The sequence below is a fragment of the Bacillus sp. HSf4 genome, assembly GCF_029537375.1.
Classification (GTDB): Bacteria; Bacillota; Bacilli; order Bacillales; family Bacillaceae; genus Bacillus; species Bacillus sonorensis_A.
Window position 1 is genome coordinate 2,641,864 of sequence record NZ_CP120679.1, and the last position, 26,537, is coordinate 2,668,400.

Here is a 26,537-nt window from a genome sequence, read left to right on the forward strand (position 1 = left end):
TTCCATTGCGCTAGTCTTTCTGCGATAGGAGAGAGGCTATTCACCGTTAAATATCTAATGATATAGGTGCACATTAAGTCTCACTTAATAATGAACATATGTACTCTCCCCGTTTCCAAATGAAAAAGCGTCTTTGTGAACGCTTCCTTAACGAAAGAAAAAAGCTTCCGGCCTCTCCTCCGGAAACTTTAAGACAGCTTTTTATTCTACTTTGTTAAACTTTCAGTGATAAACTTCAGCTGGCCTTCCAATGAGATCGGATCAGAAAAATAGAAAGCCACCGGATCGATTTGATACACATGATCATGCTTGACGGCGTCGAGATTTTTCCAGATGGAAGTATCAAATACACCGCCGTCTTCACCGCCTGACTGCCATGGCCCGATAAAAATATAGTCTCCGGCGAAATCAGGCAGCTTTTCAAGGGAAATGCTCGTATATCCCGGACCTTCTTTGATTGTTTTTTCTTTCGTCAGCTTTGTTGCATTCAATCCGAGGTCATGATAGACGATCCTTCCGCCTCTTCCGAATTTATCGCCGTACACATAGATCTCTTTGCCATTCGTTTGCATAATGGAAACCGTTTTGTTGCCGATGGCTTTTTGAACTTTTGCTTTTGCCGCGGAAACCTTCTTGTCCCACTCAGCCAGCCATTTTTCCGCTTTATCTTCCGTATCGGTCATTTTAGCGAAATCCTTCAGCTGTTCGAGGCTGTCCTTGCCGTATTTCAAGGCAACCGTCGGGGCGATTTTTTCCAGCTTTTCAATATCTGCATCCTGCGTCGTCCAAACCACAATCAGGTCCGGCTTTAATTTAATGATTTTTTCAGCGGAAACACCGTCTCCTATGTTTGTCACGCCATCGGTTTTCCCTTTGAAGTACGGGTTTTCAAATACCCTGTCAGGCGCCCCGACCACGTTGATCCCAAGCGTCTTGAAATATCCGTAATAGTCGTCAGCCATGACAACTACTCTTTTCGGATGCTTAGGGATTTTAACCGTTCCGTTTTCAGCCTTGTATGTAATGGTCTCTTCCTGCTTTGCATCAGAAGAAGATCCTTTATTCTCTGATTGATTTCCGCATGCCGCCAAAGCCGCAATCATGAGTAAGGCAAACAATGCAGCTCCGATTTTCTTGCACTTAAACGTCATCTGTCATACCTTCTTTCAATGTTTATATGATAAAGAAAATCATTATCAATTATACCATGGAAAGTATGCTTGACACACTGTTTTTTGTAAAGTGAGCGAACTTCACAGAACGGAAAAAACAGGCCGGATCTGTCGAAAACCGGCCTGTAAAAGCTGCCGCTGTTAAAGAACGGAAGCTTTTTTATTCTTTTTGGCTGCCCTTTTGTTGACCGGCAGCCGGCTGTTTTTTCAATCGTTCACTGTCGTAAAATCTCAACAAATCGCCGTATATGATCTGATCTGAGAGTGAAAGCTCCTGTTTGGCTTTTTCGATGTAGGGCTCACAGCTCTCTTGATTCTTCACAGGCTGTCCCGTTGATTTATCATAGCATACACCGTCTGTGTAAACTTTGTCTTTCGTAATAAAGCTTCCGTCGCGAAGCACCGTGAACTCCTCTTTATCTTTGGAAAACAAGTCATTTCCGAACTGGATTTGATCGCTTGAGTCAATTCCAAGCAAATTCAGCAGAGTCGGCCTGATGTCAATTTGCCCGCCGACGGTATCAATTGTTTTCGGTTCTTTGTCGGTTACGCCTGGAATGTGAATCACCAGCGGCACTCTTTGAAGCTGGACTTCCTCAAAAGGCGTTACTTCCCTTCCGAGGAACTGCCCCATCGCTTCATTGTGGTTTTCGGAAATGCCGTAATGGTCTCCGTATAACACGATGATGGAGTTCTCATAAAGGCCGTCCTCTTTCAGCTTTTCAATAAAACGCTTGAGCGCCTCATCCTGATAGCGGACTGTAGGAAAATATCTGTTTAATGTGCGGCTCTTTGAATCATATTCGTCAATCATCTTATCTTCTTCATCAAGTTCAAACGGAAAATGATTCGTCAGCGTGATCAGTCTCGTGTAAAAAGGCTGTGGCAGATCTTTCATCAGCTCTGACGTCTGCTCAAAAAATTCTTTGTCTTTCAGCCCCCAGCCGACAGAGTTTCCCTCATTGACTTCATATGAATTGATATCATAAAATTTGTCGTATTCTAAAGACTTATACATGATATCCCGATTCCAGAAACTTTTGTTGTTCGCATGAAATATCGCGGAATAGTAGCCGTGATTTTTCAAAATTTCCGGAGCTGCCGTATATTCATTTCCGGCATTCGTAAAGAAGACCGCTCCCCTTCCCAGCGGATAAAGGGAATTATCGACGATAAATTCTGAATCTGAGGTTTTTCCCTGGCCTGTCTGATGATAAAAGTTTTCAAAACTGTAGCTTTTTTTAATCAAGTCGTTCAAATATGGCGTAATTTCCTTGCCGTTCAGCTTCTGATTGATGACGAAGCTTTGGGTCGATTCTAAAGATACGAGAATCACATTTCGCCCTTTGGCGATACCGGCTAAATCTTTGTTTGTTTCCGTCCTGTTCGCATTGACAAAGTTTTCAACCTCTGTGAGGCTGTTGCTGTCTGCCAGAGCGCGCTGGGCGGACTGCTTCGACTGGATGAGGCCGTCATAGATATGGTAGTTGTAAAGGCTGATGTTTTTGACAAGCACCTCTCTGTCGAACGATCTCGTCAAGAGCTGCGGCCTTTCAGCCTCTGACATTCCCAAATTGAAAAAGAAAACGGCTGCGGCAAACAAAAAATATGCCGCTCGCTCCTTTCTCGTTAACGTGTTGCCGGATTTGGCGGCATGGCGTTTGTGAAGCCAAATCAAAATCGCGATGTCTACGACAAGAAGCAGGTCGGCAGGCATAAACAAAGATGTGATGCTGCTTCCCAAATCCCCCATATTATTCGTCTGGAATAAGACAGGAATCGTTAAGAAATCGTTGTAAAAACGATAGAAAACCATGTTGGCCAAAAGAATAAGTGTCAAAACGATACTCGTTCCGATAATGAAGCGGTTTCTGTTTTTTTCTTTAAAAAACAAGCCGATTCCGAAAACAACAAGCAAAAAGCTTAACGGGTTGATGAACAAAATAAACTCTTGCATGAAGTTTTCAATTTTAATGTTAAAGCTGGTTTTATAAACGACATATGTTTTCAGCCACATCAGCAATGTCGCAAGCAGCAAAAATGATACTTTCGAAAAAAATGGCTTTCTCATGCCAAACCTCCCTCTACAGCAAGACGCATAATTCCGGGAAATACTATTTCCACATCCTGTTTTTAGAAAATTAACAAAATGACTAAACGATATCTTAACCTGATTGGACAAAAAAATCAAACTTTTTTAATATTTGTTTCAAAGTGTTCAATATCTGCTTCCATTAACCGCGGAAAAGGTTTATATCACAGGCTTTGCTTGATTTTTAAGCCATGCGTTTTTCGCAATCCATGCGCCGCCGATGACTCCCGCGTCATTTCCAAGGGAGGCGATGACAATCTCAGCGGCCTTGCCCGCTCTTGGGAAGGCGTATCGCTGAAACGACTTTTCCACTTTTGAACGCAGGATTTCACCTGCTTTTGAAACGCCGCCGCCAATCACGATTTTTGCTGGGTTCAATGAGCTCGCCAAGTTGCCGAGAACAAGGCCCAAATGGTTCGTCACATAATCGATGACCTCCAAGGCGGCCGGATCGTTTTGTTCAGCGGCTTCAAAAATATGACGAGCCGTTACATCAGGAATGTCCTTTAAAACCGAATCACAGCCGGCTGCGATTTTCTCGTTGACGATTCTGACGATGCCTGTTGCAGACGCGATCGTTTCGATACAGCCGGTTTTTCCGCAGTTGCATGGCGCTCCGCCTTCAGGAACCGATGAGATGTGGCCGATTTCTCCCCCGGCTCCGTTTTTTCCGTGGACAATTTCTCCATTGACAATAATGCCGCCGCCGACTCCCGTTCCCAGCGTGACGAGAATCAAATCCTTCGCGCCGTCTCCGGCCCCTTTCCACATTTCGCCGAGAGCCGCGATGTTCGCGTCGTTTTCAATGGCCGCAGGCAAACCTGTCTCAGCCTCCAAATGGTCTTTTAAAGGATAGTTTTCCCAGCCCATATTGGTTGTTTTATAAACAATGCCTGTCTCTATATCGACCGGGCCGGGCGCTCCCATACCGATCCACTTCAATATCTGCTTCGGCTTTCCGATTTCCTCCAGTTTGCTGTCGATCGCTTTTGCAATGCTTAATGTAACGGTGTCACCCGATTTATCGGTTGGAATTTCCCACTTATGCTGGATCTCTCCATAAGCGCTTACAAAAGCGAGTTTTACAGTCGTTCCTCCAAGATCGATCCCGACCAGCCAGCTGTCATTCATTTATAAATCCCCCTAGTCCAACTGTTTTATTTTTTCTTTATATTCGTCAGTTCATTCTGCAAAATCGACATGGCTTGAATCCATTGTTCTTTTTCGATCAGATTTGAAAGGAAGATTTCTTTCAGTTCTTCCATCATGAACTCAATCTCGAGCTTTCGATCTCCGAAATATACGAAGCATCCGAATCGTTTCAGAAGCTGCTGTACATCATATACGGTTTTCATTTTATTCACCAAGCTTCCTGAGGTCTAACAATAGGTTATAAATAATGCCTGCCTGCGTCAAGCAAAAAAAAGCCTGCTTTCGGAAATGAAAGCAGGCTTTTAACGGTCGGGATCCTGAGGATTTAAAAATACGGGCCGTCTATTTTTGAGAGGCATCGGCGTGCGAATCGCGATATCGCGAAACGCTCTGTAGTCAAAGGGAATGAACGGCCATAAGTATGGGACATGGAAGGACTTCATTCTGACCAAATAAACAATCCAGCAGAAGATGGCGATGACAAATCCAATCGGTCCGAATGCGCCGGCTGTGAGGAGCAGCACGATCCTGACCAGCCGGTTCGCAACACTCATTTCATAGCTTGGCGTGGCAAATGTGCCGATGGCGGCGACGGCCAGATAAAGGACAACCTCATGCGAAAACAGTCCGACTTGCACCGCGACTTCTCCGATCATTAACGCCGCGACAAGTCCGAGTGCTGTTGCAAGCGATGACGGCGTATGTATTGCAGCCATTCTCATCATGTCGACCCCTATTTCGATGATCAGAAACTGCGCGAGCAAAGGGATGGCCCCCTTTTTTTCAGGCCCGATATATTGAAGGGCATCAGGCAGCAGTTCAGGATGAACGGACAGCAAAAACCAGAGCGGAAGCAAAAAGATCGAAGCTAATACTGATATAAAACGGACAAACCGCATATAGGCACCGGCAAGAGGCTTGTTCCGATACTCTTCGGCATGCTGCAAATGGTGCCAGAAAGTAGCCGGAGTAATCAGTGCGCTCGGTGAACCGTCGACAAAGACGAGGATATGGCCTTCATATAAATGAACGGCAGCAGTATCCGGTCTTTCAGTATAGCGGACCGTCGGGTAAGGGTTCCAGTGCCGGCCGCCGATGTATTCCTCCAGCGTCTTCTCGGCCATCGTCAAAGCGTCCGTGTCGATCGCTTCCAATGACTGCTTTAGTTTTTTGACATTCTCCAAATCAGCGATATCTTCCAGATAACAGACGACGACGTCTGTTTTGCTTCTTCTTCCGATTTGCATATACTCCATCCTCAAGGAACGATCGCGGATTCTTCTTCTTGTCAACGCTGTGTTAAACACAATCGTTTCGACAAAACCGTCTCTCGATCCCCTGACAACCCGCTCATTATCGGGTTCTTCAGGGCTTCTGGCCGGATATGTTCTGGCATCTATGATAATCGCGTGATCAATGCCGTCGACAAGCAGCGCGGTCGGACCTGACAAGACCTGGTCTGCTACTTTGTCCAGATCGTCCTCAGTTGCAATTTCCACATAGGGAATATACGTCTTAATCAGATGTTCGAGCGGATCCTCTTCCAAACAAGCCGGTGAGAGCTTTGACAGATTTTTTTGGAGATAGTGCATGATATCGTCTTTTACAAACCCGTCGACAAGGTAAAACGCCATCTTTCTCCCCGCGTACACCACATCGAGCCTGATCATGTCAAAGCTCTTATCGACTCCAAGCTTTTCGTTTAAAAACTCAATATTTTCAGCTAAATCTTTTTGCACAACATGCTTTTTTTCCATGATAAAAGCTCCCGTCAAATGAGTCTGTTCTCTGTTAGACCATTTTTAACATAACGGAAGCTTTTCATACTTGATCACCTAAGCCGTTTCTTTTTTAATTTGTCATGCAGCGTTTGATAGATGTCTTCATCAGGCTTTTCTTTTAAGGCCTTTCGGACGGATTGTTCCGCTTTTGACCATTCGCCTTGTCTCGCGTAAACAACGGCCAGGTTATAATGGGAGGCATGGTCTGAAGGATCTTTTTTGACAACCATTTTCAGGTGTTTTTCTGCACCTTCATATTGGTCGAGCTGCATTTCAGAGACGGCAAGCAGCTTCAGGCTTTCGATCGAAGCATTCGGGTCGTCGCCTGCCTCCTTCAACACCTCTTTTACCTTCTCATACTCGCCTTGTTCATACCATTTCCCGCCTGATACAGCATGGAGGTTTCATGAATCGGCGCTGAATGTGTCCCCCAGTAAAGAGAACAGCCTCCAATAAGCAATAATAGCACCCAGCCGGCCAAGCGATGGACAGGCTTTCTTTTTCCCGGCAGACCGACTGCCAGCGCCGTCAGAAGTCCGCCGATCAATCCGCCGATATGGCCCGCGTTGTCAACATTTGAAATGGCGAAGCCGAGGCCGAGATTCAGAATGATCATCACCATAATGTTGGTGCCGATCGTTTTTAAGAAGGCTTTGCGATTTGAAAAGGCGAGATATAGTAAAGCGCCCAAACAGCCAAAAATGGCCCCTGACGCTCCTGCTGAAGGATACGGGTTGAACAGGAAGCTGCCGATCGAACCAAATATGCCGGCTGATATATAAATGACAAGAAAACGAAGTGAACCGAATACTCTTTCTGCGGCTGCCCCCACCGACAATAATGCAAAGGTGTTAAACATCAGATGGACGAGTCCGATGTGGAGGATGATCGGCGTCACAAGCCTCCACCATTCACCGGCTAAAAGAGGGCTGTTTTCCTTCGCTCCAAACCGAATAAGGGTATCGGTATTTTGACTTCCGCCCGACATTTCCAAAAGCAGAAACATCAAAACTTGAAGAACCGCGAAAAACCATGTAAAAACAGGCTTTCCTCTTTCAAATACCGCCGCTTCACGCCGCCTTTCTTCATCTCTCTTTTTGGCCGCAGCCAATACCTCGGCTCTGATCTGGTCAACATCTTCGTATGAAGCATCCCGGATCAGGCCTGTGAGATCATCAGGACTTATATTTAAGGCAAGGGCAATCTTATGTAAGCCTTCTGCTCTTGAAGTCTGTTCGATAAAAATCGGCACGATGCTGACGCGCTGATCCGCAACCGGCTGGCTTGTGACATCCTCCCATTCATCAACAGGCGCCTGCTCCGATAAGTAGATATTCAATATGGACAGCTTGCGTCTTCCTGAAGCCGTTCTCAGACGTTCGGCCCTTTCAAAAAGATCTTCAAGATCGCGGACGAGCTCCTGCCTGAAATCGACATCCCGCCTGTAGATGCGGATCAAATCATACGGGGCATTCCCCCTCGCTTCAAGCCAAGCTTCTTCAAACGAAGGGTGAGTCTGTACAAGCTCAAAATCTCGTTTTAAAAGATTACCGATTAAATTCCAGTACATATAATCAACTGAATACATCTTTAGACGCTCCATCATTATTTTTGTCCATTATATCAGGAAACACGTCTGATTGCCCCTTTAAAAAACCCCGTTATTCAAAACGGGGTTTAGAAAGCCTGCTGGATAAATTTATTACGAACAAACGGAATCCTCATGATCCAGTGGATAAAATAATGGCGGATCCGGTTTTGGCCAAGAATGACATTGATTACACGATAGCGGTTTTGAAAAAGAATGAGAGCGGCAAGTGTGCCTAATAGAATAAACGTAACTTTTCTCATATGATCCCTCCTATAACCGTATCGTGTCTCAATTTTTTATATTTATTCAGGAGACTTCACTGACAAATGAGAGTCGTTTTTTCCGTGAAAATTTGACTGACAGGGATGTCGTGTGCCTCATGGGGAACCTTGTCGATGATCTGACAGTGGAATGCGAGAGAAGCCGTCTCTTTTGTAAATCCGGCCAAATACCTGTCATAATATCCTCCTCCATAGCCGATTCTGTACCCCCGCGGATCAAAGCATATCCCCGGAACTAGAATAAAATCGATGTCTTCGGGCGCAAGCTGATCGGTTTTATGTACAATCGGTTCCTGCAAACCGAAGTAAACGACTTCCAATTCGCTTTCGTCTTGAAAGCGGCGGAAATGCATGTCACTTGTTTCCGGCAGACATTTCGGAATGCAAACCGTCTTCCCTTCTTTCCAGGCCCGCTCAATGATCGGCTTTGTCGCCACCTCGGGCTTTCTCGAGATCGTAAGGGCGATGACGGATGCTTCCTTCCATTGTTTTGAGCTGAAAAAAGCCTCGTGAATGGCATTTGTTTTTTGCTGATATTCTTTGTCCGTCATCTGTGCAAGCTTCGTTTTCATTTCATTCCGCAAAGCGCGCTTCATTTTTCTCCCCCCTTTAAAATTGAAAAAACAGCAGGAAAATCCCTGCTGCTTACTTTGTTTCGCGGTGTAAAGTTGTTTTTTTGTCACGTGGGCAATACTTTTTGAATTCAACGCGATCTGGGTTGTTACGCTTGTTCTTTGTAGAAATATAGTTACGCTCGCCGCAATCAGTGCAAGCCAAAGTAATATTTACGCGCATTTATTTTTCCCTCCAAACTATATATCATTTGCTGTTCAGACTTATCTATAATACCACTTCTGGCGCCGGAATGCCAGGCGTTTTTTTCGTTTGTCCGCGGTTTATTCAAATGACGGGCTGTACACACCTTTCAAAAACGATTTTTTTATCCTCTCCGGGTGATGGAGATCGAAGATGAATGCTTTTCCCGCCTGTCTGACCTTTCTCAAAGCCGCCTTGTTGCGAAGAAGTCCGTCCAGCTTGCGGCCGGCTTCATACGCATCCGTAAAATCGATGTGAAAGCCTGTTTTAAAATCCATGACAAAATCGTTCCATCCTCCGGTTTTTCCGACAGCAACGGGAACGCCCGCTGCCATGCTTTCCTGAACAGCGATGCCGAATGGCTCATATCCGCTTGGAAAAACAGCCATTTCACAGAATCCGAGCCAGTTCTCCCTTTCTTGATCTGAGAGGAAAGGGAGAACTGTGAGGCGATCCTCCATGCCTAACGATCTGGCTTCTCTCTCATATGCGCTTTTGAGAGGGCCTTCACCGGCTATGACAAGTTCAAGACCGTCCTGTAGCCTCGCGAGTTCATTAAAGGCGCGGATGAGCTGCAAAAAACCTTTTTCCGGAACGAATCGGCCGTAAGAAAAAAGATATGGGGCGGTTTTCGGCCGGCTTTTTACCGTTTTTGTTTTTCGGCACGGATTGGGAATGATTCGAACTTTTTCCGCTGCTTCTGGAGATCTTTCTTTCACGAAGTCTTTCATCATGCTGCTCAACACGATGATGCGCCCGCTTTCTTTTAATAGCAAACGCTCAAGCAGCAGCCTGTAGGGGTGCGCTTTCCGGCCAGCCGCTTTTTGCCGGTCGCTTTCAAAGCCGTGTACGGTGGAAATGAGCGGGAGATTTAAGGCGCGTTTGAGGTAAACGGCGGCGGGAGCCGTGACATCGTCATGAGCATGAATGATGTCAAAGCTGCCTTTATATTCAAACGTTTTTTTGATCATCTGAATATTCATCTCTGCCAGCGCATCCTCAAAAGAAGCGTGTGCTGCAAGTTCGAGCGGAATCTCAAGCATTTTCCATTGACCGCCGCCATCGAAGCACCGTTCTCCTCTGTGCGTCGTTAAGACCGTAAACATGATGTCCTCTTTTAATAGGTCAAGCTGGTTTTGCAAATACCGTCCTGCTCCGCTTTTGATGGCACAAGGATTTTCAAGCGACAGCATCAGCACCTTCATCATGTGACAGACCCCTTTCCTTCATTTAAAGAATATCCCGTATATGCGGAAAATTGATCGACCCAGTCATGCCTTTTGTCCTCCGGGTAAAAGAGCCGGCCGGCTGCGATCCCGTTTTTCTCCAGATAGAAGCGGTCAGAGCTAAGAATCGACAGCGATATGTTCAGCGCATTATAAAGCCTGTACTCCGCTTTGTAATAAGCGCCGCCTGCAGCCTGAGAAACGGTCACTTCCCCTTTGAACGATTCGATATGTATCGTCTGCACCATTTTTTGCCCGTCTTTTATGCAAGTCAGCCGTATTTGCTTTTTGATATCTCTTTTGTCTTCTAATAGCACGGCTTCAGCAGCCGAAAGGAGGGCGTCCGTCAGTTCCCATGTTACGGTCAGTGCTGCTTGATCATCTGACGTTATTTTTAAAATATCGTTAGAAAACGACAAGTCGTTTCGAATACTTTCTTGAAAAGGTTTTTTCCCATCTGTCCTTTTCACCGCCACGCCCTCCCAGGGAAAGTTTTTTATTTCCTATCCTATTGGAAAGGTCCCTTGTGATGCAATAGAAATTAATTTTTTCGGCAAAATTTTTATTTTTTTGCGTAACTCCTTTTGAAGCTAGCGTTTTTATGGTATAAAAAAGAAGGAGAAAATAAGAATTGAAGGTGATGAACGTGGAAGTTGCTATCATTGCGCTGCTTGTTGTCAGTATTGCGCTGATCGCATTCTCATATTTTCAAAGAGAACCGATTAAAGAAGTCGAACAGGAATTGGAAACCCTTCAGCTGTCCGCCATGCAGGAAATTTATAAGCTGAAAAAGAAAATGACGGTGCTCGAGGAAGAGCTTCTCGATTCAAGCGTTGTCGTCCGCAGGCCAAACGCAGGAATCAGCCAGCATATCGCAAAGCAGATTCTTTCAAAATACCAAAACGGCATGTCAGTGGATGCCATTGCAAAAGCGGAGCATGTCTCTGTTGAGGATGTCAGGGCGATCATCAAAGACAACGAGAGGGTGCTTGTATGACCAGACAAAGTATACAGGCTTTTGCCGGAGGCATGATCTTGGCGACGGCGGTTCTTGCAGGCGCATTTTATCTGACTGACAACGGCAAGGCCGAAGCTTCAAAGGACGGTCAGAAAATCAGTGACGCGGATGTCAAAACCTATTTGAAAGACAACCAGCAGGTTTCTGTTAAACGTGAAGAATACCAGGAGCTTCTGCACTACAAAGAGACGGCGCTTAAGCAGGCTGACGCCTCCCAAACGAAAAAAGACAAAGAAAACGAGCAAAAAAACGAGAAGAAAAAAGAAACCAAATACAAGCTTGAAATTAAAAGCGGCATGAGCACTGCAGAGATCGCAGACCTCCTTGAAAAAGAAAAAGTCATCTCATCCGCCGACGACTTCAAAGATTATGTGAAAAAGACCGGATATGAATCCAAAATCAAAGCCGGCAAATTTGAATTAAAACGCGGAGACAGTTTGAAAAACATCGTCAAAACACTGTCCAAATAAAAAACCAGGCTGTTTCATTTCAGCCTGGTTTTTTCATATGTTTCGCTGCTCATATCAACAGGCCGCCGATTTGATCGGCGGCCTGTTTTTTTAACCGAAACGGCCGGTAATGTAGTCTTTTGTCCGATGGTCACTTGGGCTTGAAAACATTTTGACTGTATCATTGCACTCTATGAGCTCTCCCATTAAAAAGAAAGCGGTTTGATCAGAGATGCGGGACGCCTGCTGCATATTATGAGTGACAATGGCAATCGTATACTTTTCTTTCAGCTGCAGCATTAGTTCTTCAATTTTTAAAGTGGATACAGGGTCAAGGGCAGATGTCGGTTCATCCATCAGCAATACATCCGGATTTGTCGCCAGCGCTCTTGCAATGCAGAGTCGCTGCTGCTGGCCCCCTGAGAGGCCGAGCGCCTGAGAATGAAGACGATCTTTCACTTCATCCCACAGCGCCACATCAACAAGCGCCTTTTCCACTATTTCATGTAAAACTTTTTTATTTCTCTGTCCGTGAATTCTCGGGCCGTATGCGACATTATCAAAAATCGACTGCGGGAATGGGTTTCCTTTTTGAAAAACCATGCCGACTTTCTTTCGCAATTCGACAAGATCGACTTTGCTGTTTAGGATGTTGCTGCCATTATAGCTGATTTCACCGGTCATTTTGACATTCGGAACCATATTGATCATCAAGTTCAGCGTCTTAATGAACGTTGATTTTCCACATCCCGACGGTCCGATAATGGCGGTGATCTCATATTCAGGAATGGTCAGATGAATGTTTTTTAAAGCGTGATGCTCACCGTACCATAAATTCAAATCGTTGATCTGGTACACATTTTTTGTTTTTACTGCTGTTACAGCGCTCACGATGCCGTCCTCCTTATCCGAACCTGCCGTTGATATAGTCCTCTGTCTTTTTTTCCGACGGATTCATAAAGATTTTTTCCGTTCTGTCATATTCAACTAAATCGCCATTTAAGAAAAAGGCTGTTTTATCGGAAATTCTCGATGCCTGCTGCATATTATGAGTAACGATTATAATCGAATATTCCTCTTTTAACGAGACGATCAATTCCTCGATTTTCGCGTTTGAAATCGGATCCAGCGCAGAAGCGGGCTCATCCAATAGGAGCACTTCCGGCTTCATGGCAAGCGTCCTTGCGATGCAGAGGCGCTGCTGCTGGCCTCCTGACAGAGACAGAGCGGATTGGTGAAGCCGGTCTTTTACTTCATCCCAGAGCGCGGCTTTCGTCAAGCTTTCCTCCACGATATCATCCAGCACCGATTTCTTGCGCTCTCCCGCATATTTCACCGCATGGGTGATATTGTTGTAAATCGATTTTGGAAAAGGATTCGGCTTTTGAAACACCATTCCGATTTCTCTGCGCAGGTTGACGACGTTAATATTGGAATCAAGGATATTCAGCCCTTCATACAATATGTTGCCCGTTGTTTTGGCGGACGGTATCAGATCATTCATCCGATTGATGCTTCTTAAAAAAGTCGATTTGCCGCAACCCGAAGGACCGATCAGCGCGGTTACGGCCTGTTTTTCAATATTGAAAGAAATGTTTTGGACCGCACGCTTTTCCCCATAATGGATATTTAAATTCTGCACTTTCAAAATATGCTCTTTTACTTCAGGGAGCGGAGCCAATCCGATATCGTCACGCACAATTTCCAAAGTCGGGACCTGAACCATATGATTTCACCCTTCCTATTTATTTCCCGTTAATTTTTTGTGAATAAAGGAGCCCAGCCATCTTGCAGCCAGATTAAAGACCAAAACGGATAAAACAAGAACCGCTGAAGCGCCGTTTGCGATCGCCTCGGCATCGGGAATAATGCCCTGTGTGTTGACATTCCAAATGTGGACGGCAAGCGTTTCCGCCGGTCTGAAAATATTAAGCGGAGACGTTTCCGAAAATGGATTCCAATCGGCAAAATTCAATCGCGGTGTTGTCAGTCCGGCTGTGAACAGCAATGCTGCAGCCTCTCCAAAAACCCGCCCTGACGCAAGGATCGCACCGGTGATGATCGATGGAACAGCCCCCGGAATCAAAACGGTTTTGATCGTATGCCATTTTGATACGCCTAATGCTAAGGAAGCTTCTTTTTGTTCTTTCGGCACGGAACGAATCGCATCTTCTGTCACCCGCACCATGACGGGAAGGTTAAAGATCGTTAAAACAAGCGCTCCGCCGATAATGCTGTATCCCCAGCCCGTCAGGTTGACGAACATCAGCATCCCAAACATCCCCATGACAATGGAAGGAAGGGATGACAAAACCTCAATACAGACTCGGATAAAATCGGTCAGTTTATTGTCTGGCGCATACTCCGCCATGTAAATACCGCCTCCGACACCTAGCGGAACAGTGATCAGCATCGTCAGCACTAAAATATAAAATGAGTTAAACAGCTGATCACGAATGCCCCCTCCGCTTGAAAGCGCGCTGGAACGCGATGTCAAAAAGTCGAGGTTGATTTGTGAAACACCGTTGATCAAAATATAAGCGAACAGTCCGACAAGAATGGCGGAGATAATCAAGGCAATCAATCCAAAAACACCGGTTGCTAGACGATCTGTTACTTTGCTGTTCATTACAGTTTCCTCCTGGATGACAGATAACGGATGAGCAGAATGAATAAGAATGACATGATCAACAGAACAAGCCCCATTGACCAGAGCGTATTGTTTTCCACGCTGCCATACGTTGTGTGACCCATGTTCAGCGTGATAATCGTGGTCAATGTTCCCGCTGGATCCAACAGGCTCTCGAAAAGATTCCGGGAGTTTCCGATCACCATCTGCACGGCGAGCGCTTCGCCGAATGCCCTCGCCATTCCCAAAACGACAGCTGTCAGAAGCGAAGGCAGCGCTGCCGGAATCAAAACCTTTCGGATCGTCTGCCAACGCGTAGCCCCCAGCGCATATGATCCTTCGCGGAGATTTTTAGGAAGCGACATGAGCGCATCTGTTGAAATGGATGTCACCGTCGGTAAAATCATGACGGACAGGACGATGGTTCCCGCCAACAGGCTGTGTCCTGATCCGCTTGCTTTAAACTGCCCAATAAACGGAACTAATACTGTAAGGCCTATGAATCCATAAACGACGGAAGGAATGCCTACAAGCAATTCAATTACCGGCTGCAGCACTTTTCTTCCCCATGAAGGTGCGATTTCCGTCATAAAAATCGCTCCTCCTATGCCAAGCGGCGCCGCAATCAGAGATGCAAGAAGGGTCACTGAAAATGATCCGATGATAAACGGAAGCGCCCCGTATTTGGGGTGATCATTCATTGGATTCCAATCTAGACTGGTTAAGAATTCAATCGGACTTACACCACTAGTCAGAAAAGATTGCAACCCCTTATTTCCCAGAAAAATCGTGATTGAAATCGCTGCTGCCATCATGATTAACGCGCACGTTGAAACCAGAATTTTTCCGCGAACTTCATCCATTTTGCGGTTTTGCTTGGAGCTGATCAGCCGCTCTTTGGCGGACATTTTCTCTATTTGTTGAGTCATTTTTTACACTCCTATAAATACAAGTCATAATAGGGAAAGTGGCTAAGCAGCACACTTTCCCATCTTCTGTTTTCATTATTTTGCAGTTTGCTTTCCATCTGCGTCACGTTTGACTTCCATTTGTGTTGCCGGAATATAGCCCTGTTCTGTCACAATCGTTTTTTGAATTTCGTCACTCATTAAATAATCCAAAAATGTTTTAGCCAATCCTTCCGGTTCACCTTTTGTATAAGAATGCTCATAAGCCCAAATCGGGAATTTACCTTTTTGCACATTTTCTGCCGTCGGTTTCACACCGTCAATTGAAAGTGCTGTAACTTTATCGTCCGTCAGATATGAAAATGCGAGATATCCGATCGCTCCAGGTGTTTCAGCGATTAATTTCTTCACCGTGTTTGAAGAATCCTCAGTGATTCCTTCAGCAGGAGTTTCTCCATCAAGCGCATACTTCACAAAAGTTGCGCGCGTTCCTGAAGAATCGGGACGGTTGACAAGAGTGATCTTTTGATCTTTCCCGCCAAGCTCTTTCCAGTTTTTGATTTTACCCGTGAATACCTTTTTCAGATCCTCTAATGAAAGATTATCGATGCCTACTTCAGGGTTGACGGCTGCTGCCATACCGACAACGGCTACCTGATGATCCTTGAGCTCATCGGCAGGAATGCCTTCTTTTTCTTCAGCAAATACATCAGAGTTTCCGATTTGAACGGTTCCTTCAGCCACTTGGGAAAGGCCGGTTCCAGAACCGCCCGCCTGCACTTGAATGTCGGCATCTGGATTTTCATCCATGAATTTTTCCGCCGCGGCTAAGACAAGAGGCTGCATCGCTGAAGATCCGGAAATCGTTAAAGAGCCTGAAGCCTTATTTTCTGTTTTATCGTTTTGTTTGCCTTCTTCTGCATTACCGTTTGTATTATTGCTCCCACATGCTGCTGCGAAGACAACTAAAACGGACATGATGAACATCAGTGTGATCTTTTTAAATGGTTTCACTTCTAATCCTCCCACGTAAATGTGTAATTTGTCCTACGTGTATAGCGTACCTTTCTTGTATTAATCTTGTTTAAATGAATTATTAAGGTTTTGTAAATTAAGCTTGAATATTGTATAAAAGCAGGAAAGAAAGGGAAAAGAAGCAAAAAAAAAAGCACCCGCATGCTTGATGCGGGTGCTTCTTTCAAAAAAGGAACTTAAGACCTATTCGGTTGCTTCTTTTTCAATTTTGTCCTTATTTTTTTCTTTTGTGTTCTCTTTGTCCTGTTTTGATTTCAGCTCAAAATACTTATCCAGCACTTTTCTGCCAATATCATTCGTAATGGAGTATCTTTTGCTGTAATCATTGTAGGCCCAAGGAACAACGACGGAAATGGCGACCTCCGGGTTGTCGTAAGGCGCATAAGCGACAAGTGTCGTATTATACGTAGGCATTCCCGTCTTCGATTTATCCGGTCCGTCATAGAAAGACTGGGCCGTTCCCGTTTTACCGGCGGGTTTATACGATGCAGATGCAAACTCTCCTGCTGCCGTCCCATTCGTCATAACCCGTCTGAAACCTTTTTGGACGGTTTCGATCTCTTCCTTGCTCATGTCCACTTTGTTCAATACTTCCGGCTGAATCGATTCCGTCACGGCTCCGATGCCTTTTTTCGAATCAGGCTCTCTGATTTCCTTCACGATCTGGGGCTTCATGCGGTAGCCGCCATTGGCAATCGTTGACACATACTGTGCCAGTTGCAGCGGTGTGTACGTGTCATACTGTCCGATGGCAAAGTCGAGCAGGAAACCTGGCAGCTTTTTGGAGCCTTGGTATCCCGTTGCTTCATTCGGAAGGTCGATGCCGGTTTTAACACCGAGACCGAATTGATTGAAATAATACCTGAATGTACTGAAGGCTTTCGTATTAAGGTCCAGCGGCTGGTGGGGCTTATACTGCCCTTTTCCGACCGCTATCGCTGTTTTAAACATAAATACGTTCGAAGACTGTTCCAGCGCTCCCTGGATGCCCAATGTTCCGAGATTGCTGGACCAGGACTTTTTCGGTTTGCCTTGCCCGATATAAAGCGGTTCATCATAAAACGTCGTATTTAAATTAATCGCTCCCGTTTGCAGCCCTGTTAAAACGGTGGCTCCTTTGACAGCGGATCCCATTGCATACGAAGACGTCATCGTGCCGAGCGCATAGTCTTCGACTTTTAAATTGCCGTTTTTATTTTTAAGCTGCTTGCCGGCAACCGATAAAACTTCGCCGTTTCTCGGGTCCATCATGACGACGAAGGCGCGGTCGAGAAAAGGTGCGCTGTGCTGGGTTTTGGCTTTTTTCAGCTCATCCCCGATGATCTTTTCAATCGCCTTTTGCATCTCGACATCGACCGTCAGCACCAGGTCTTTGCCGCTTTCGCCCTTTGATAAGATTTCCGTGTCGACGATTTCCCCGTTTTTATCGGTTATATTTTTCACTTTCGATTTTTGACCCTGCAGCACATCTTCATATTCCGCTTCAAGATAGCTTTTTCCGACCCGGTCATTTCGGTTGTAGCCGCGTGACAAATAATAGTCGAGCTGGTTTCTCGGAAGACCTTCATTCGAATCGGAAATGCTTCCGATCATCGTTCTGAGCAGCCCGTTATACGGATAGTCGCGCTTCCAATCGGCCGTCACGTCAACTCCCGGAAGCTCGTCCAAGTGTTCGCTGACAACAGCCATTTCTTTTGAAGTCACGTCTTTATTTTTAATATATTGCGGTGTCGACGCATAACCGGAATCCATCTGCCGTTTAATCGCGAGCACTTCCAAATCTTTGTCCGTTAATTCGTTCAGCATGTCTTTTGTAATTCTGTCGAGCTGAAGCTGGTACAGATCGTCTTCGGATAATGTACCGTCTTTGACTTTCTTCCGGTCCTTTGCGGTGATCAGTTTTTCAGCTTCCTTCGGCCTCGTTAATATCCAATAGTCCTTTTTATCCCGCTCCGTTATTTTATCCGTGTCTACGTCGATCATCTCCGCCAGCTTTCGTGCAACTTCCAGGCGTTCCTTCTGCGGGGTTGAGGACGTCCTTGTGTATGTAATTGCGTTCAGCGGCTTATTTTTGACGATCGTATTTAAGTTCCTGTCATAGATTTTTCCTCTTGGAACAGTTGAAACGCCGACGTTATCCTCCTGCTGAACTTCGTTTTTATAGTCTTCCCCGTATACGATTTGTACCACGCCAAGGCGTACGACGACTGCTGTAAAAATCACAAACGCAAGAAAAAACAATATATTCAGCCTGATGGGCAGCGTTTTTCGCTTTTCTGTTTTCGGTTTCCTTTTTATCAATTGCATCACCTTCTTTAAATAAAGAAAAGACACCTTATGAAAAGGTGCCACATATATTGTAAAGTTTTTTTCGGCATTTTTCTACTAATTTCCCTCAAGATTAAAAAATTCACCTTTTGCCTTCGATATAGCTCGGTTCGGCCGTTTGCTTCTGCGCATCCTTTCCGACCGTTTCCCGGGCGGGTTCTGCCAGTTGAATATCTTTGACGAAGTAGTAAATCAGCGTATGGCCGGCCCCAAGCAATACTAAAGAAACGGGTATTCCCAAGTCCTCCTTTAATAATGAGACAAGGAGCAAAAAAACCAAAATGGAGGCAATCCGCCCGATGTTTAAAAAAACTTCCCGTACCACGATATATTCAATCCTTGCTTTCCTCGCGTACCTCGCTTTGCCGATCACATCGTAGGTCAGCGATGAATACGGAACAAGCAAAATCGGATAGCCGATCGCAATCGCTATGGCATAAAGAAGCAGTGTCACATATGTCATATGAAACAATATAAGGAAAAGGGCTCCGAATAAAACAAGGCCTCCGATTAAAATGGCTTTTTTGCGCGTGTTTTTTTTAATCATCCTTGTCGCAAAATAGTAAGCAAAAAAAGAAACAGCCGAATTCAACAGTCCGAATTTCCCCAGGGCCATCTCGCTCTTTGTCGTAATAAAGACAAAGACATTGATCAAAAAAACAAAAATCCCTTCACGAAGCCCCTGGAAAAAGTGGGCATTGGTAACGTTGCGCCAGTTTGCATCCGCATTTCGCTCCGCCCAGATTCTTTTCAACATATACCGGCCGCGCGACTCCCTTCGCTTTAAAAAGAAGCTGGTGATCACAGCTACTGTAAACAAAGCCAGCGAAAGGCTGAAGATCACCGTATATCCCGTATTGTCAGCGAGTCGCGAGATGACATAACCGGCGACGATCGGTCCGATCATGCCGGCGCCTGAATTTAAAACGCCGAGAAACCCGTTAAAAAAATCTCTCGTTTCCGGTTCAGTGATTTCAAATGTCAGTACATTAAAAGCAAGCCAATAAAATCCGTATCCGACTCCAAGGACACCGCCGAGCAGCACCAATCGCGATCCGGCATTTTCCCCCGCCAATAAAACGGTTAAATAAAACACGGCTAAAAAAGATACGCCAAACCTTAAAATAAAGACTCTGTCGATTTTTTTTGCCAAGCGCCCGGCTAACATAAAGGTAAGCGGCTGCATGACAACGATTGACAGATTATAAATCGCCAAGTCAAGAAACTTTCCCGACTGCTTCCAGAGATACACGTTCACAAACGTATTTGAAAGCGCAATGCTCAGCGAATAAAGGCCGCCGACAGTAAGCAAAAGCAGCAGGTCTCTGTTTACTTCAACATCGCCTATAATGTTTTTGATTCTGCTCATAACTGACTCCCCTTTACTGATACACCTTAGTCTGTCACATCAAAAGTCAGTTATGTACCAAGATCCAAAAGAAACGAAAAACAAAAAAGGCCCGCTTTCGCGGACCTTTCCTGCGGTCAATATTATTTTGCTTCGCTGTATAGGCGAGCAACTTCATCCCAATTGACGACATTCCAGAACGCTTTAATGTAGTCTGGACGACGGTTTTGGTAGTTCAGGTAGTAAGCATGCTCCCAAACGTCAAGGCCTAAAACAGGTGTTTTACCTTCTGAAAGCGGGGAATCCTGGTTTGGCGTGCTTGTGATTTCAAGCTCTCCGTTATTTACGACAAGCCATGCCCAGCCGGAGCCGAAGCGTCCTGCAGCTGCCGCAGCGAAATCTTCTTTGAATTGATCAAAGCTGCCGAATTTTTTGTCGATCGCTTCAGCCAGTTCACCGCTAGGAACGCCGCCGCCGTTTGGTGAAAGAAGCGTCCAGAAAAGAGAGTGGTTGGCGTGTCCGCCGCCATTGTTGCGAACCGCTGTGCGGATGCTTTCCGGAACAGCATCAAGATTTGCTACAAGCTCTTCAACAGACTTGCTTTCAAGATCTTGCTTGCCTGCCACCGCCTCATTCAATTTTGTAACATATGTGTTATGGTGCTTCGTATGGTGAATATTCATCGTTTCTTTGTCGATGTGCGGTTCTAACGCATCGTAAGCATAAGGTAATTCTGGAAGTTTGTAAGCCATTATCAATTCCTCCTTAAAATTGTATGTATTGAAATGCCGCCATTTAGCAAGCCTTTCCTCTTTCAATTTATCAAAAGAAAGGGCTTGTTTCAATGGAAATGCTCACAAAATGATCACAAATACATTTCTTTAGCGGACATACTCAACTTTATCCCTTCCTTCTTTATTTTAAACATCTTTTCGGGATTATTTCAAAACTGTATAGAGGAAAAAGCCGATCATGATCAGCTGGATCACACCTTTTGCAAACACACCGGAGATGAAACCGATGAGCGACCCGACTCCGATCTTCGCCGCGGTTTTGATGTCTTTTCGATGGACGATCAACTCTCCGGCCACAGCACCGATGAAGGGACCGAGTATAATGCCCGCCACAGGGATCGCAAACGGTCCGATCAAAAGCCCAGCCGTGCTGCCCCATATCGCCGCCCTGCTGCCGCCGAAACGTTTGATTCCGAGAAGATTTGTTACATAGTCGGCTGCAAATAAGACGGCCGTAAATATCCCTTCCACAATCCAAAATATGTATGAGTAATCGCCGAATGTAAATAAAAACCCATAGAGCACGAAGCCAGCAACGATAAATACGACACTCGGAATAATCGGAAAAACAAGCCCGGCAAAAGCAACGGCAAACATGGCCGCAATAATGAGCCAGTATAAAACGTCCATTTTTATGTCGCCTCCTGTCTAAAAATTTGCTTTTATTATACCTTGTTTCCCCCCAAAACACTCTTCCTGATCGATAAAGTTCCTTGTGTTCATTCATTTGTGACGATACAATAATGCAGATACATTATAGAAATAGGAAGTGAAGTCTGAATGAAGTTATTCCAGCTGCTATTTAAAAGTACATACTCCCCGCCCGCCGTCGCCAAAACGCGATTTCAGGGGATAGGAAAATCCATTTTATACGTGTTTCTGCTCAGCATCATCGCCGCTCTGCCCAACCTTTACCATACGAGCAAAGGCATGGTGCAGACCATGAACAGCTTTCAAACAGCGGTTAAAGAAATTCCCGATTTCTCCATTAAAAACGGCACTTTGGATACGGATGCAAAGAAAGCGAAGGAAGCACAGTCGTTCGGATTTGTCGTCGTCTTTGATCCAACCGATTCTTACGGGACAAAACAGATTAAAGATAAGCGCAATTCCCTCGGCATTTTAAAAGACAAATTCGTGATCGCAATCGATGGACAAGTTCAGGAAATGCCTTACACCATGCTGCCGGAAGACATGACAAAACAGGATATATTGTCGCTCATCGAACAAAACAAATCGGTGATCGTTCCCGTATTGTGCGCGCTGCTGTTTTTGGCGACTGCTGCAGGCAAATTCATTGATGTGACAGTCCTTGCTGTCATCGGACTTTTGATTCGGAATGCGCAAAAGAAAAAGCTGTCCTATAAACAGCTGTGGGTGATGTCGGCTTATGCCATGACGCTTGCCACCGTTTTCTTCATGGTGATGGATAGCTTGCAAGCCCTTGTCCCGAGTCAGTTTTTATTAAATTGGGCTGTCAATTTTATCATGCTGTTTCTTGCTGTGAAAGAAGTGCCTTCCCAAAAAACAGCGGGATAAGCCTTTTTGTTGTCATGTTAAAAAAAGGACAAGCGTAAAATAGTAAAAAACAAACGAAATGGGGACAAGTTAAAATGAAGCGTCTTATCGTGTTCCTTTCTATTTTGCTGACCTTGTTCATTGTTTATTATGACATCAAATCAGGCACCATCCCGCAAAAGGCTCTGCCTGTAACAGCTGCAGCCCAAGAACCCGCCGGTGCCCTTCACTATAAAACGGTTACCGTAAAACCGGGACAAACGGTTTTTTCAATCATCGGCGAAAAGCATATTCCCGCTGACAAAATCGCGCAGGACTTTGAAGCGCTGAATCCGAATGTCAAAGCAGGCAGCATACAGGCAGGAGCCACCTACAAATTCCCCGTTTATCAGGAGTAAACGTTAATTTCTTGTCAGTTTCATGAACGGGCGTTACAATAAGACTTGTAAACGATTCGGTATAAGAAATGGGGCTTTCTGCTCCAGAATTATACTTAAGGAGCGAATTCAAGTGAGTGAAATCACACATCGTACAAAAACGCGTCCCGTCAAAGTGGGACCTTTAACAATAGGCGGCAACAATGAAGTCGTCATCCAAAGCATGACAACAACAAAAACGCACGATGTCGAAGCAACGGTCGCCGAAATCAACAGGCTGGCTGAAGCCGGATGTCAAGTCGTCCGCGTTGCCTGTCCTGATGAACGGGCTGCCGACGCGATCCCTGAGATCAAAAAACGGATCTCCATTCCGCTTGTCGTGGACATCCATTTCAACTATAAACTCGCGTTAAAAGCAATCGAAGGCGGAGCCGATAAAATCCGCATCAATCCCGGAAATATCGGCCGACGTGAAAAAGTCGAAGCCGTCGTTAATGCGGCAAAGGAAAAAGGCATTCCGATCCGCATCGGTGTCAACGCGGGATCTCTTGAAAAGCGGATTCTTGAGAAATACGGCTATCCAACGGCTGACGGTATGGTCGAAAGCGCCCTCCATCATATCAAAATCCTTGAGGACCTTGATTTTCACGATATCATCGTCAGCATGAAGGCTTCAGATGTCAATCTGGCTATTGAAGCTTATGAAAAAGCGGCGAAGGCATTCGACTATCCTCTCCATTTGGGGATCACAGAGTCAGGCACATTGTTTGCCGGAACAGTCAAAAGCGCTGCCGGCCTCGGTGCCATCCTTTCCAAAGGCATCGGAAACACCCTGCGCATTTCTTTAAGCGCGGATCCGGTTGAAGAAGTAAAAGTGGCAAGGGAATTGCTGAAATCTTTCGGGCTTGCTTCAAATGCCGCAACACTGATTTCCTGCCCGACCTGCGGAAGGATCGAAATCGACCTGATCAAGATCGCCAATGAAGTGGAAGATTATATCGCCAAAATTAAAGCCCCGATCAAAGTCGCCGTACTCGGCTGTGCAGTCAACGGTCCGGGGGAAGCGCGGGAAGCTGACATCGGCATTGCGGGCGCCCGTGGCGAAGGCCTTCTTTTCCGGAAAGGGGAAATCGTTCGAAAAGTCCCTGAGGAAACGATGGTCGAAGAGCTGAAGAAAGAAATCGACAAGCTTGCCGAAGAGCATTATGCCAAACAAGAGGCTGAAAAAGAAAAATTAAACACATAACAAAAAGCTTGACGGAAATCCGTCAAGCTTTTGCTTTAGAAAAATGGCGCTATAAATATGCCAAGTACTAAAGAAACTGCACCGATACCCATTGCCCAGGCTCCTAAGCCAGCTGCTCCTTGTCTTCTGGCTATATAACCGACAATGATCCCTGCGATTCCCAATAATACGGGAAGCATAAACAATGAAATAATGGAAAGCGCTAATGCGATATATCCGGTTACACGTCCGCCTGCTGCATCGGCATCACCGTTAACAGCTTCTCGATCGCGGCCGTTTTCCGCACGATACGGCTGCGGGGCAACTTCTGCGGCCGTTTCTTCTAAATATTCATCATTATCACCTAAAGTCGCATCGACTAGGTCTGCATCATAACCAGCACGGTTACGGGTTTTTTGATCTCGGTCCATTCGTTATCCCCCCTCTTTAATCCATAAAGGAGCATTTATAGTGTAAGCATTCTTGGACGAATTCATGTTTGCTAAACTTTACTGTAAATGTTAAAAGTTTATGATAAACTGAAGGAATGGATGAGAAGGAGTGTGGACATGTTACATTTAGGAATCGATATTGATGGAACGATCACAGCTCAGGATACTTTTGTTCCCTACTTAAACGAGTCATTCAGCCTTTCCATCACATTGGACGATATCAAAGACTATGACTTGACAAAGCTTTTGAACATTTCTGATGAGGATTTTTGGAAATGGATGAATGAAAATGAGCCCCGCATATATCAGGAAGCATTGCTTGCACAATACGCCAAACAGACGCTTGACGAGCTGAAACAGCAGCACAGGCTGATATATATTACAGCGAGAAGGGACCACCTCAAGGACATTACCTTTAACTGGTTCCGCCAACACAATATTCATTACGATCACATCGAACTTGTCGGCGGACACGACAAACTTGAAGCTGTGTTAAAACACGGCATTGATGTTTTTTTTGAAGATCATCATGGAAACGCCACAATGATCGCCAAAGAAGCTGATATCCCTGTCCTTCTGTTTAACACACCTTACAATCAGCTGCCGTCCGATTCAAATATTATCAGAGTCAACAGCTGGCTTGAAGCCGCAGACTGGCTCAGAAAAAACAAAAAATATCTCGAATCAAAAAAAAGCATGTAAGTCAGACTTACATGCTTTTTTGCAAGTATAAACCGGCAATTGCCGAACGATGTCTACACCTCGATGCCGCTTTCTTCACAGTTCGGGCATGTGCCGTAAATTTCAAACTTATGACCGCTGATCTGATAACCGTCAAGATCATCGGTGAGCTTCTCCATCGGACACAGTTTAATTTCTTTCGTCTTGCCGCAAACCATGCAAATGAAGTGATGGTGGTGATGAACGGAAGAGCATTTGAAACGGAACAGCTTTTCACCTGAAAGCTCTGTCGTTTCCAATATGCCAAGCTCCTCAAACAGGGACAGATTTCTGTAAATCGTATCAAAGCTTAAACCAGGGTAGTCATCATTCAAAGCGTTCAGTACATTCTTCGCCGTTAAATATTTATCAGAATCACTAAAAAGCTGAAGCATATCCTCCCGCTTGCTTGTGTATTTATACCCTTTCTCCTTTAACAGATCAAGCGCTTCCTGTACGTTCACGGCGAATCCTCCTTTTGATTTTATTAAAGCTGATGCATAATATCAGTATGAAAATAGACAGCAGCACGATCGTTCCGCCCGGTGCAAGATCCAGATGGTAAGCGAGCACAAGCCCGATAATGACGGACAGCTCCCCAAACAGTACGGAAAAGAAAATCGCCTGCTTAAACCCTTTCGCTATGCGCATGCTTGCCGCGACAGGGAGCGTCATCAGCGCGGAAACAAGCAATGTACCGACGATTCTCATCGAGGCGGCAATGACAAGTGCCACGATCAAAATAAAAATAAAATGAATCCATTTCGCGGAAATGCCTGATGCTTTGGCATGCTCTTCATCAAACGAAAGCAAAAACAGCTCTTTAAAAAGAGAAAAAATCACGATGAGAACAGCGGCCGAGATGCCGACGATCACCAGCAGGTCTTCGCGCGAGACCGCGCTGACGCTTCCGAACAGATAGCTGAACAGATCTGTATTAAATCCTTGTGCAAGCGAAATAAAAATAACGGAAACACCGATGCCCCCCGACATAATAATCGGAATCGCCAGCTCCTGATAATGCTTATAAACCGTTCTGAGCCTCTCGATAATCAAAGAACCGCCCACAGAAAACATCATCCCGAAATAGATCGGGCTGACACCGGCCAGCATCGTAAACTGCTTTCCCAAATAAAGGCTTGCAGCAATTCCGGCTAATGAAACGTGGCTGAGCGCATCTGCGATGAGTGACAGGCGCCTGACAACAATAAAGACGCCGAGCAACGGTGCGATCAAACCGATCAATATTCCTGAAATAAACGCGTTTTGCAAGAAATCATATTGAAAAAAAGGTGTCAGCATTATTCGTGTCCTCCATGATGATGGTTATGGCTGATGGCTTGGACATCATGACCGTAAAATTGCGAGAGGTCCTGATCTGTCATCGACTCAAACTCTTCCGCATTGCCGTGAAAATGAAGATGCTTATTCATACAGGCAACATGTGTGACTTTATCGGAAACCGTCCCGACATCATGTGTGACAAGAATCAATGTGATCCCTTTTTCCCGGTTTAAACTTTCCAGCAGCTGATAAAAGCCTTCAACCGTTTTTTGATCGACGCCAACCGTCGGTTCGTCAAGAATGAGCAGTTTCGGTTCGCTGACTAGCGCTCTTGCGATAAA

At 45.3% G+C, this 26,537-nt stretch carries 31 protein-coding genes; 6 read left to right on the plus strand and 25 right to left on the minus strand.

The window, feature by feature from the left end; translation table 11 throughout:
- Window positions 1–206: 206 nt before the first annotated feature.
- The 12 genes from P3X63_RS13670 to P3X63_RS13725 form a co-directional block, all read right to left on the minus strand.
- Window positions 207–1,151, minus strand: a complete 945-nt coding sequence (locus P3X63_RS13670; RefSeq protein ID WP_026587862.1) for an iron-hydroxamate ABC transporter substrate-binding protein — start codon at window positions 1,149–1,151, stop codon at window positions 207–209.
- Between the two features lie 181 nt (window positions 1,152–1,332).
- The gene (locus P3X63_RS13675; RefSeq protein ID WP_277691024.1) at window positions 1,333–3,243 is read right to left on the minus strand and encodes an LTA synthase family protein; all 1,911 of its coding nucleotides are present in this window, start codon (window positions 3,241–3,243) and stop codon (window positions 1,333–1,335) included.
- 180 nt (window positions 3,244–3,423) lie between these two features.
- On the minus strand, window positions 3,424–4,395 hold the full coding sequence (locus P3X63_RS13680) for an ROK family glucokinase (protein ID WP_026587864.1): 972 nt from the start codon (window positions 4,393–4,395) through the stop codon (window positions 3,424–3,426).
- Window positions 4,396–4,421: 26 nt separating this feature from the next.
- Window positions 4,422–4,619, minus strand: a complete 198-nt coding sequence (locus P3X63_RS13685) for a YqgQ family protein (RefSeq protein ID WP_026587865.1) — start codon at window positions 4,617–4,619, stop codon at window positions 4,422–4,424.
- 99 nt (window positions 4,620–4,718) lie between these two features.
- Entirely contained in the window at window positions 4,719–6,173 is a 1,455-nt protein-coding gene (locus P3X63_RS13690; protein WP_026587866.1) for a spore germination protein, read from the minus strand.
- 74 nt (window positions 6,174–6,247) lie between these two features.
- Window positions 6,248–6,538 carry a tetratricopeptide repeat protein gene (locus P3X63_RS13695; RefSeq protein WP_277691025.1) on the minus strand — a complete coding sequence of 97 codons (291 nt, stop codon included), beginning with the start codon at window positions 6,536–6,538 and terminating at the stop codon, window positions 6,248–6,250.
- Window positions 6,539–6,543: 5 nt separating this feature from the next.
- Window positions 6,544–7,785: a rhomboid family intramembrane serine protease gene (locus P3X63_RS13700; RefSeq protein WP_277691026.1), complete on the minus strand. Its 1,242-nt coding sequence runs from the start codon at window positions 7,783–7,785 to the stop codon at window positions 6,544–6,546.
- Window positions 7,786–7,874: 89 nt separating this feature from the next.
- On the minus strand, window positions 7,875–8,048 hold the full coding sequence (locus tag P3X63_RS13705; protein WP_201278477.1) for a hypothetical protein: 174 nt from the start codon (window positions 8,046–8,048) through the stop codon (window positions 7,875–7,877).
- A 56-nt stretch (window positions 8,049–8,104) separates the two neighbouring features.
- Window positions 8,105–8,665: a 5-formyltetrahydrofolate cyclo-ligase gene (locus P3X63_RS13710; protein ID WP_277691031.1), complete on the minus strand. Its 561-nt coding sequence runs from the start codon at window positions 8,663–8,665 to the stop codon at window positions 8,105–8,107.
- A gap of 49 nt (window positions 8,666–8,714) precedes the next feature.
- Entirely contained in the window at window positions 8,715–8,864 is a 150-nt protein-coding gene (gene rpmG / locus P3X63_RS13715) for a 50S ribosomal protein L33 (protein ID WP_077736422.1), read from the minus strand.
- Between the two features lie 101 nt (window positions 8,865–8,965).
- Window positions 8,966–10,093, minus strand: a complete 1,128-nt coding sequence (locus P3X63_RS13720) for a glycosyltransferase family 4 protein (RefSeq protein WP_277691033.1) — start codon at window positions 10,091–10,093, stop codon at window positions 8,966–8,968.
- A complete protein-coding gene (locus P3X63_RS13725) occupies window positions 10,090–10,581 on the minus strand; it encodes a hypothetical protein (protein ID WP_277691035.1) in 492 nt (163 codons plus the stop codon). Before P3X63_RS13725 ends, P3X63_RS13720 begins: the two co-directional genes overlap by 4 nt.
- A 176-nt stretch (window positions 10,582–10,757) precedes the next feature.
- Here P3X63_RS13725 and P3X63_RS13730 point away from each other — a divergent pair, with 176 nt between their 5' ends.
- A complete protein-coding gene (locus tag P3X63_RS13730) occupies window positions 10,758–11,108 on the plus strand; it encodes a hypothetical protein (RefSeq protein WP_026587871.1) in 351 nt (116 codons plus the stop codon).
- The gene (locus P3X63_RS13735) at window positions 11,105–11,599 is read left to right on the plus strand and encodes an endolytic transglycosylase MltG (RefSeq protein WP_026587872.1); all 495 of its coding nucleotides are present in this window, start codon (window positions 11,105–11,107) and stop codon (window positions 11,597–11,599) included. Before P3X63_RS13730 ends, P3X63_RS13735 begins: the two co-directional genes overlap by 4 nt.
- A 90-nt stretch (window positions 11,600–11,689) precedes the next feature.
- On the opposite strand, the gene pstB (P3X63_RS13740) is transcribed toward P3X63_RS13735, so the two are convergent.
- The 9 genes from pstB (P3X63_RS13740) to P3X63_RS13780 form a co-directional block, all read right to left on the minus strand.
- Entirely contained in the window at window positions 11,690–12,469 is a 780-nt protein-coding gene (gene pstB / locus P3X63_RS13740) for a phosphate ABC transporter ATP-binding protein PstB (protein WP_026587873.1), read from the minus strand.
- Between the two features lie 13 nt (window positions 12,470–12,482).
- Window positions 12,483–13,304, minus strand: coding sequence for a phosphate ABC transporter ATP-binding protein PstB (gene pstB / locus P3X63_RS13745; RefSeq protein WP_077736419.1), 822 nt, complete (start codon window positions 13,302–13,304; stop codon window positions 12,483–12,485).
- 15 nt (window positions 13,305–13,319) lie between these two features.
- The gene (pstA, locus tag P3X63_RS13750; RefSeq protein ID WP_026587875.1) at window positions 13,320–14,207 is read right to left on the minus strand and encodes a phosphate ABC transporter permease PstA; all 888 of its coding nucleotides are present in this window, start codon (window positions 14,205–14,207) and stop codon (window positions 13,320–13,322) included.
- Window positions 14,207–15,136 carry a phosphate ABC transporter permease subunit PstC gene (gene pstC, locus P3X63_RS13755; protein WP_077736417.1) on the minus strand — a complete coding sequence of 310 codons (930 nt, stop codon included), beginning with the start codon at window positions 15,134–15,136 and terminating at the stop codon, window positions 14,207–14,209. The genes pstA and pstC overlap by 1 nt, the downstream gene beginning before the upstream one ends.
- A 75-nt stretch (window positions 15,137–15,211) precedes the next feature.
- Window positions 15,212–16,129 carry a phosphate ABC transporter substrate-binding protein gene (locus P3X63_RS13760; RefSeq protein ID WP_026587877.1) on the minus strand — a complete coding sequence of 306 codons (918 nt, stop codon included), beginning with the start codon at window positions 16,127–16,129 and terminating at the stop codon, window positions 15,212–15,214.
- 204 nt (window positions 16,130–16,333) lie between these two features.
- Complete coding sequence (locus tag P3X63_RS13765; protein WP_026587878.1) at window positions 16,334–18,451, minus strand: peptidoglycan D,D-transpeptidase FtsI family protein; 2,118 nt, start codon at window positions 18,449–18,451, stop codon at window positions 16,334–16,336.
- A 109-nt stretch (window positions 18,452–18,560) separates the two neighbouring features.
- The gene (locus P3X63_RS13770) at window positions 18,561–19,847 is read right to left on the minus strand and encodes an MFS transporter (RefSeq protein ID WP_026587879.1); all 1,287 of its coding nucleotides are present in this window, start codon (window positions 19,845–19,847) and stop codon (window positions 18,561–18,563) included.
- Between the two features lie 122 nt (window positions 19,848–19,969).
- Entirely contained in the window at window positions 19,970–20,578 is a 609-nt protein-coding gene (sodA, locus tag P3X63_RS13775) for a superoxide dismutase SodA (RefSeq protein ID WP_026587880.1), read from the minus strand.
- Between the two features lie 186 nt (window positions 20,579–20,764).
- Window positions 20,765–21,250 carry a DUF456 domain-containing protein gene (locus P3X63_RS13780; RefSeq protein WP_277691045.1) on the minus strand — a complete coding sequence of 162 codons (486 nt, stop codon included), beginning with the start codon at window positions 21,248–21,250 and terminating at the stop codon, window positions 20,765–20,767.
- A gap of 150 nt (window positions 21,251–21,400) precedes the next feature.
- Between P3X63_RS13780 and P3X63_RS13785 the strand changes: the two genes are divergently transcribed.
- The 3 genes from P3X63_RS13785 to ispG all read left to right on the plus strand — a co-directional run bounded on the left by P3X63_RS13785 (window position 21,401) and on the right by ispG (window position 23,761).
- Window positions 21,401–22,159 carry a DUF1189 domain-containing protein gene (locus P3X63_RS13785; RefSeq protein WP_077736416.1) on the plus strand — a complete coding sequence of 253 codons (759 nt, stop codon included), beginning with the start codon at window positions 21,401–21,403 and terminating at the stop codon, window positions 22,157–22,159.
- Window positions 22,160–22,233: 74 nt separating this feature from the next.
- Entirely contained in the window at window positions 22,234–22,536 is a 303-nt protein-coding gene (locus P3X63_RS13790; RefSeq protein WP_026587883.1) for a LysM peptidoglycan-binding domain-containing protein, read from the plus strand.
- A 106-nt stretch (window positions 22,537–22,642) separates the two neighbouring features.
- The gene (ispG, locus tag P3X63_RS13795; protein ID WP_142246142.1) at window positions 22,643–23,761 is read left to right on the plus strand and encodes a flavodoxin-dependent (E)-4-hydroxy-3-methylbut-2-enyl-diphosphate synthase; all 1,119 of its coding nucleotides are present in this window, start codon (window positions 22,643–22,645) and stop codon (window positions 23,759–23,761) included.
- A gap of 35 nt (window positions 23,762–23,796) precedes the next feature.
- Here the strand turns inward: ispG and P3X63_RS13800 are convergent, their stop codons facing one another.
- Window positions 23,797–24,171 (minus strand): MFS transporter, encoded by a 375-nt coding sequence (locus P3X63_RS13800; protein WP_026587885.1) that lies wholly within the window; start codon window positions 24,169–24,171, stop codon window positions 23,797–23,799.
- Window positions 24,172–24,309: 138 nt separating this feature from the next.
- On the opposite strand from P3X63_RS13800, the gene P3X63_RS13805 reads away from it, so the two are divergent.
- Window positions 24,310–24,894, plus strand: a complete 585-nt coding sequence (locus P3X63_RS13805) for a hypothetical protein (protein ID WP_277691048.1) — start codon at window positions 24,310–24,312, stop codon at window positions 24,892–24,894.
- A gap of 53 nt (window positions 24,895–24,947) precedes the next feature.
- Here the strand turns inward: P3X63_RS13805 and zur are convergent, their stop codons facing one another.
- Genes zur through P3X63_RS22890 form a run of 3 tightly spaced genes read right to left on the minus strand, consistent with a single transcriptional unit; the run spans window position 24,948 to window position 26,534 of the window.
- A complete protein-coding gene (zur, locus tag P3X63_RS13810) occupies window positions 24,948–25,376 on the minus strand; it encodes a zinc uptake transcriptional repressor Zur (RefSeq protein ID WP_026587886.1) in 429 nt (142 codons plus the stop codon).
- Complete coding sequence (locus P3X63_RS13815) at window positions 25,354–26,214, minus strand: metal ABC transporter permease (RefSeq protein ID WP_026587887.1); 861 nt, start codon at window positions 26,212–26,214, stop codon at window positions 25,354–25,356. The genes zur and P3X63_RS13815 overlap by 23 nt, the downstream gene beginning before the upstream one ends.
- Entirely contained in the window at window positions 26,214–26,534 is a 321-nt protein-coding gene (locus tag P3X63_RS22890) for an AAA family ATPase (protein WP_409444678.1), read from the minus strand. Before P3X63_RS22890 ends, P3X63_RS13815 begins: the two co-directional genes overlap by 1 nt.
- Window positions 26,535–26,537 lie beyond the last annotated feature (3 nt).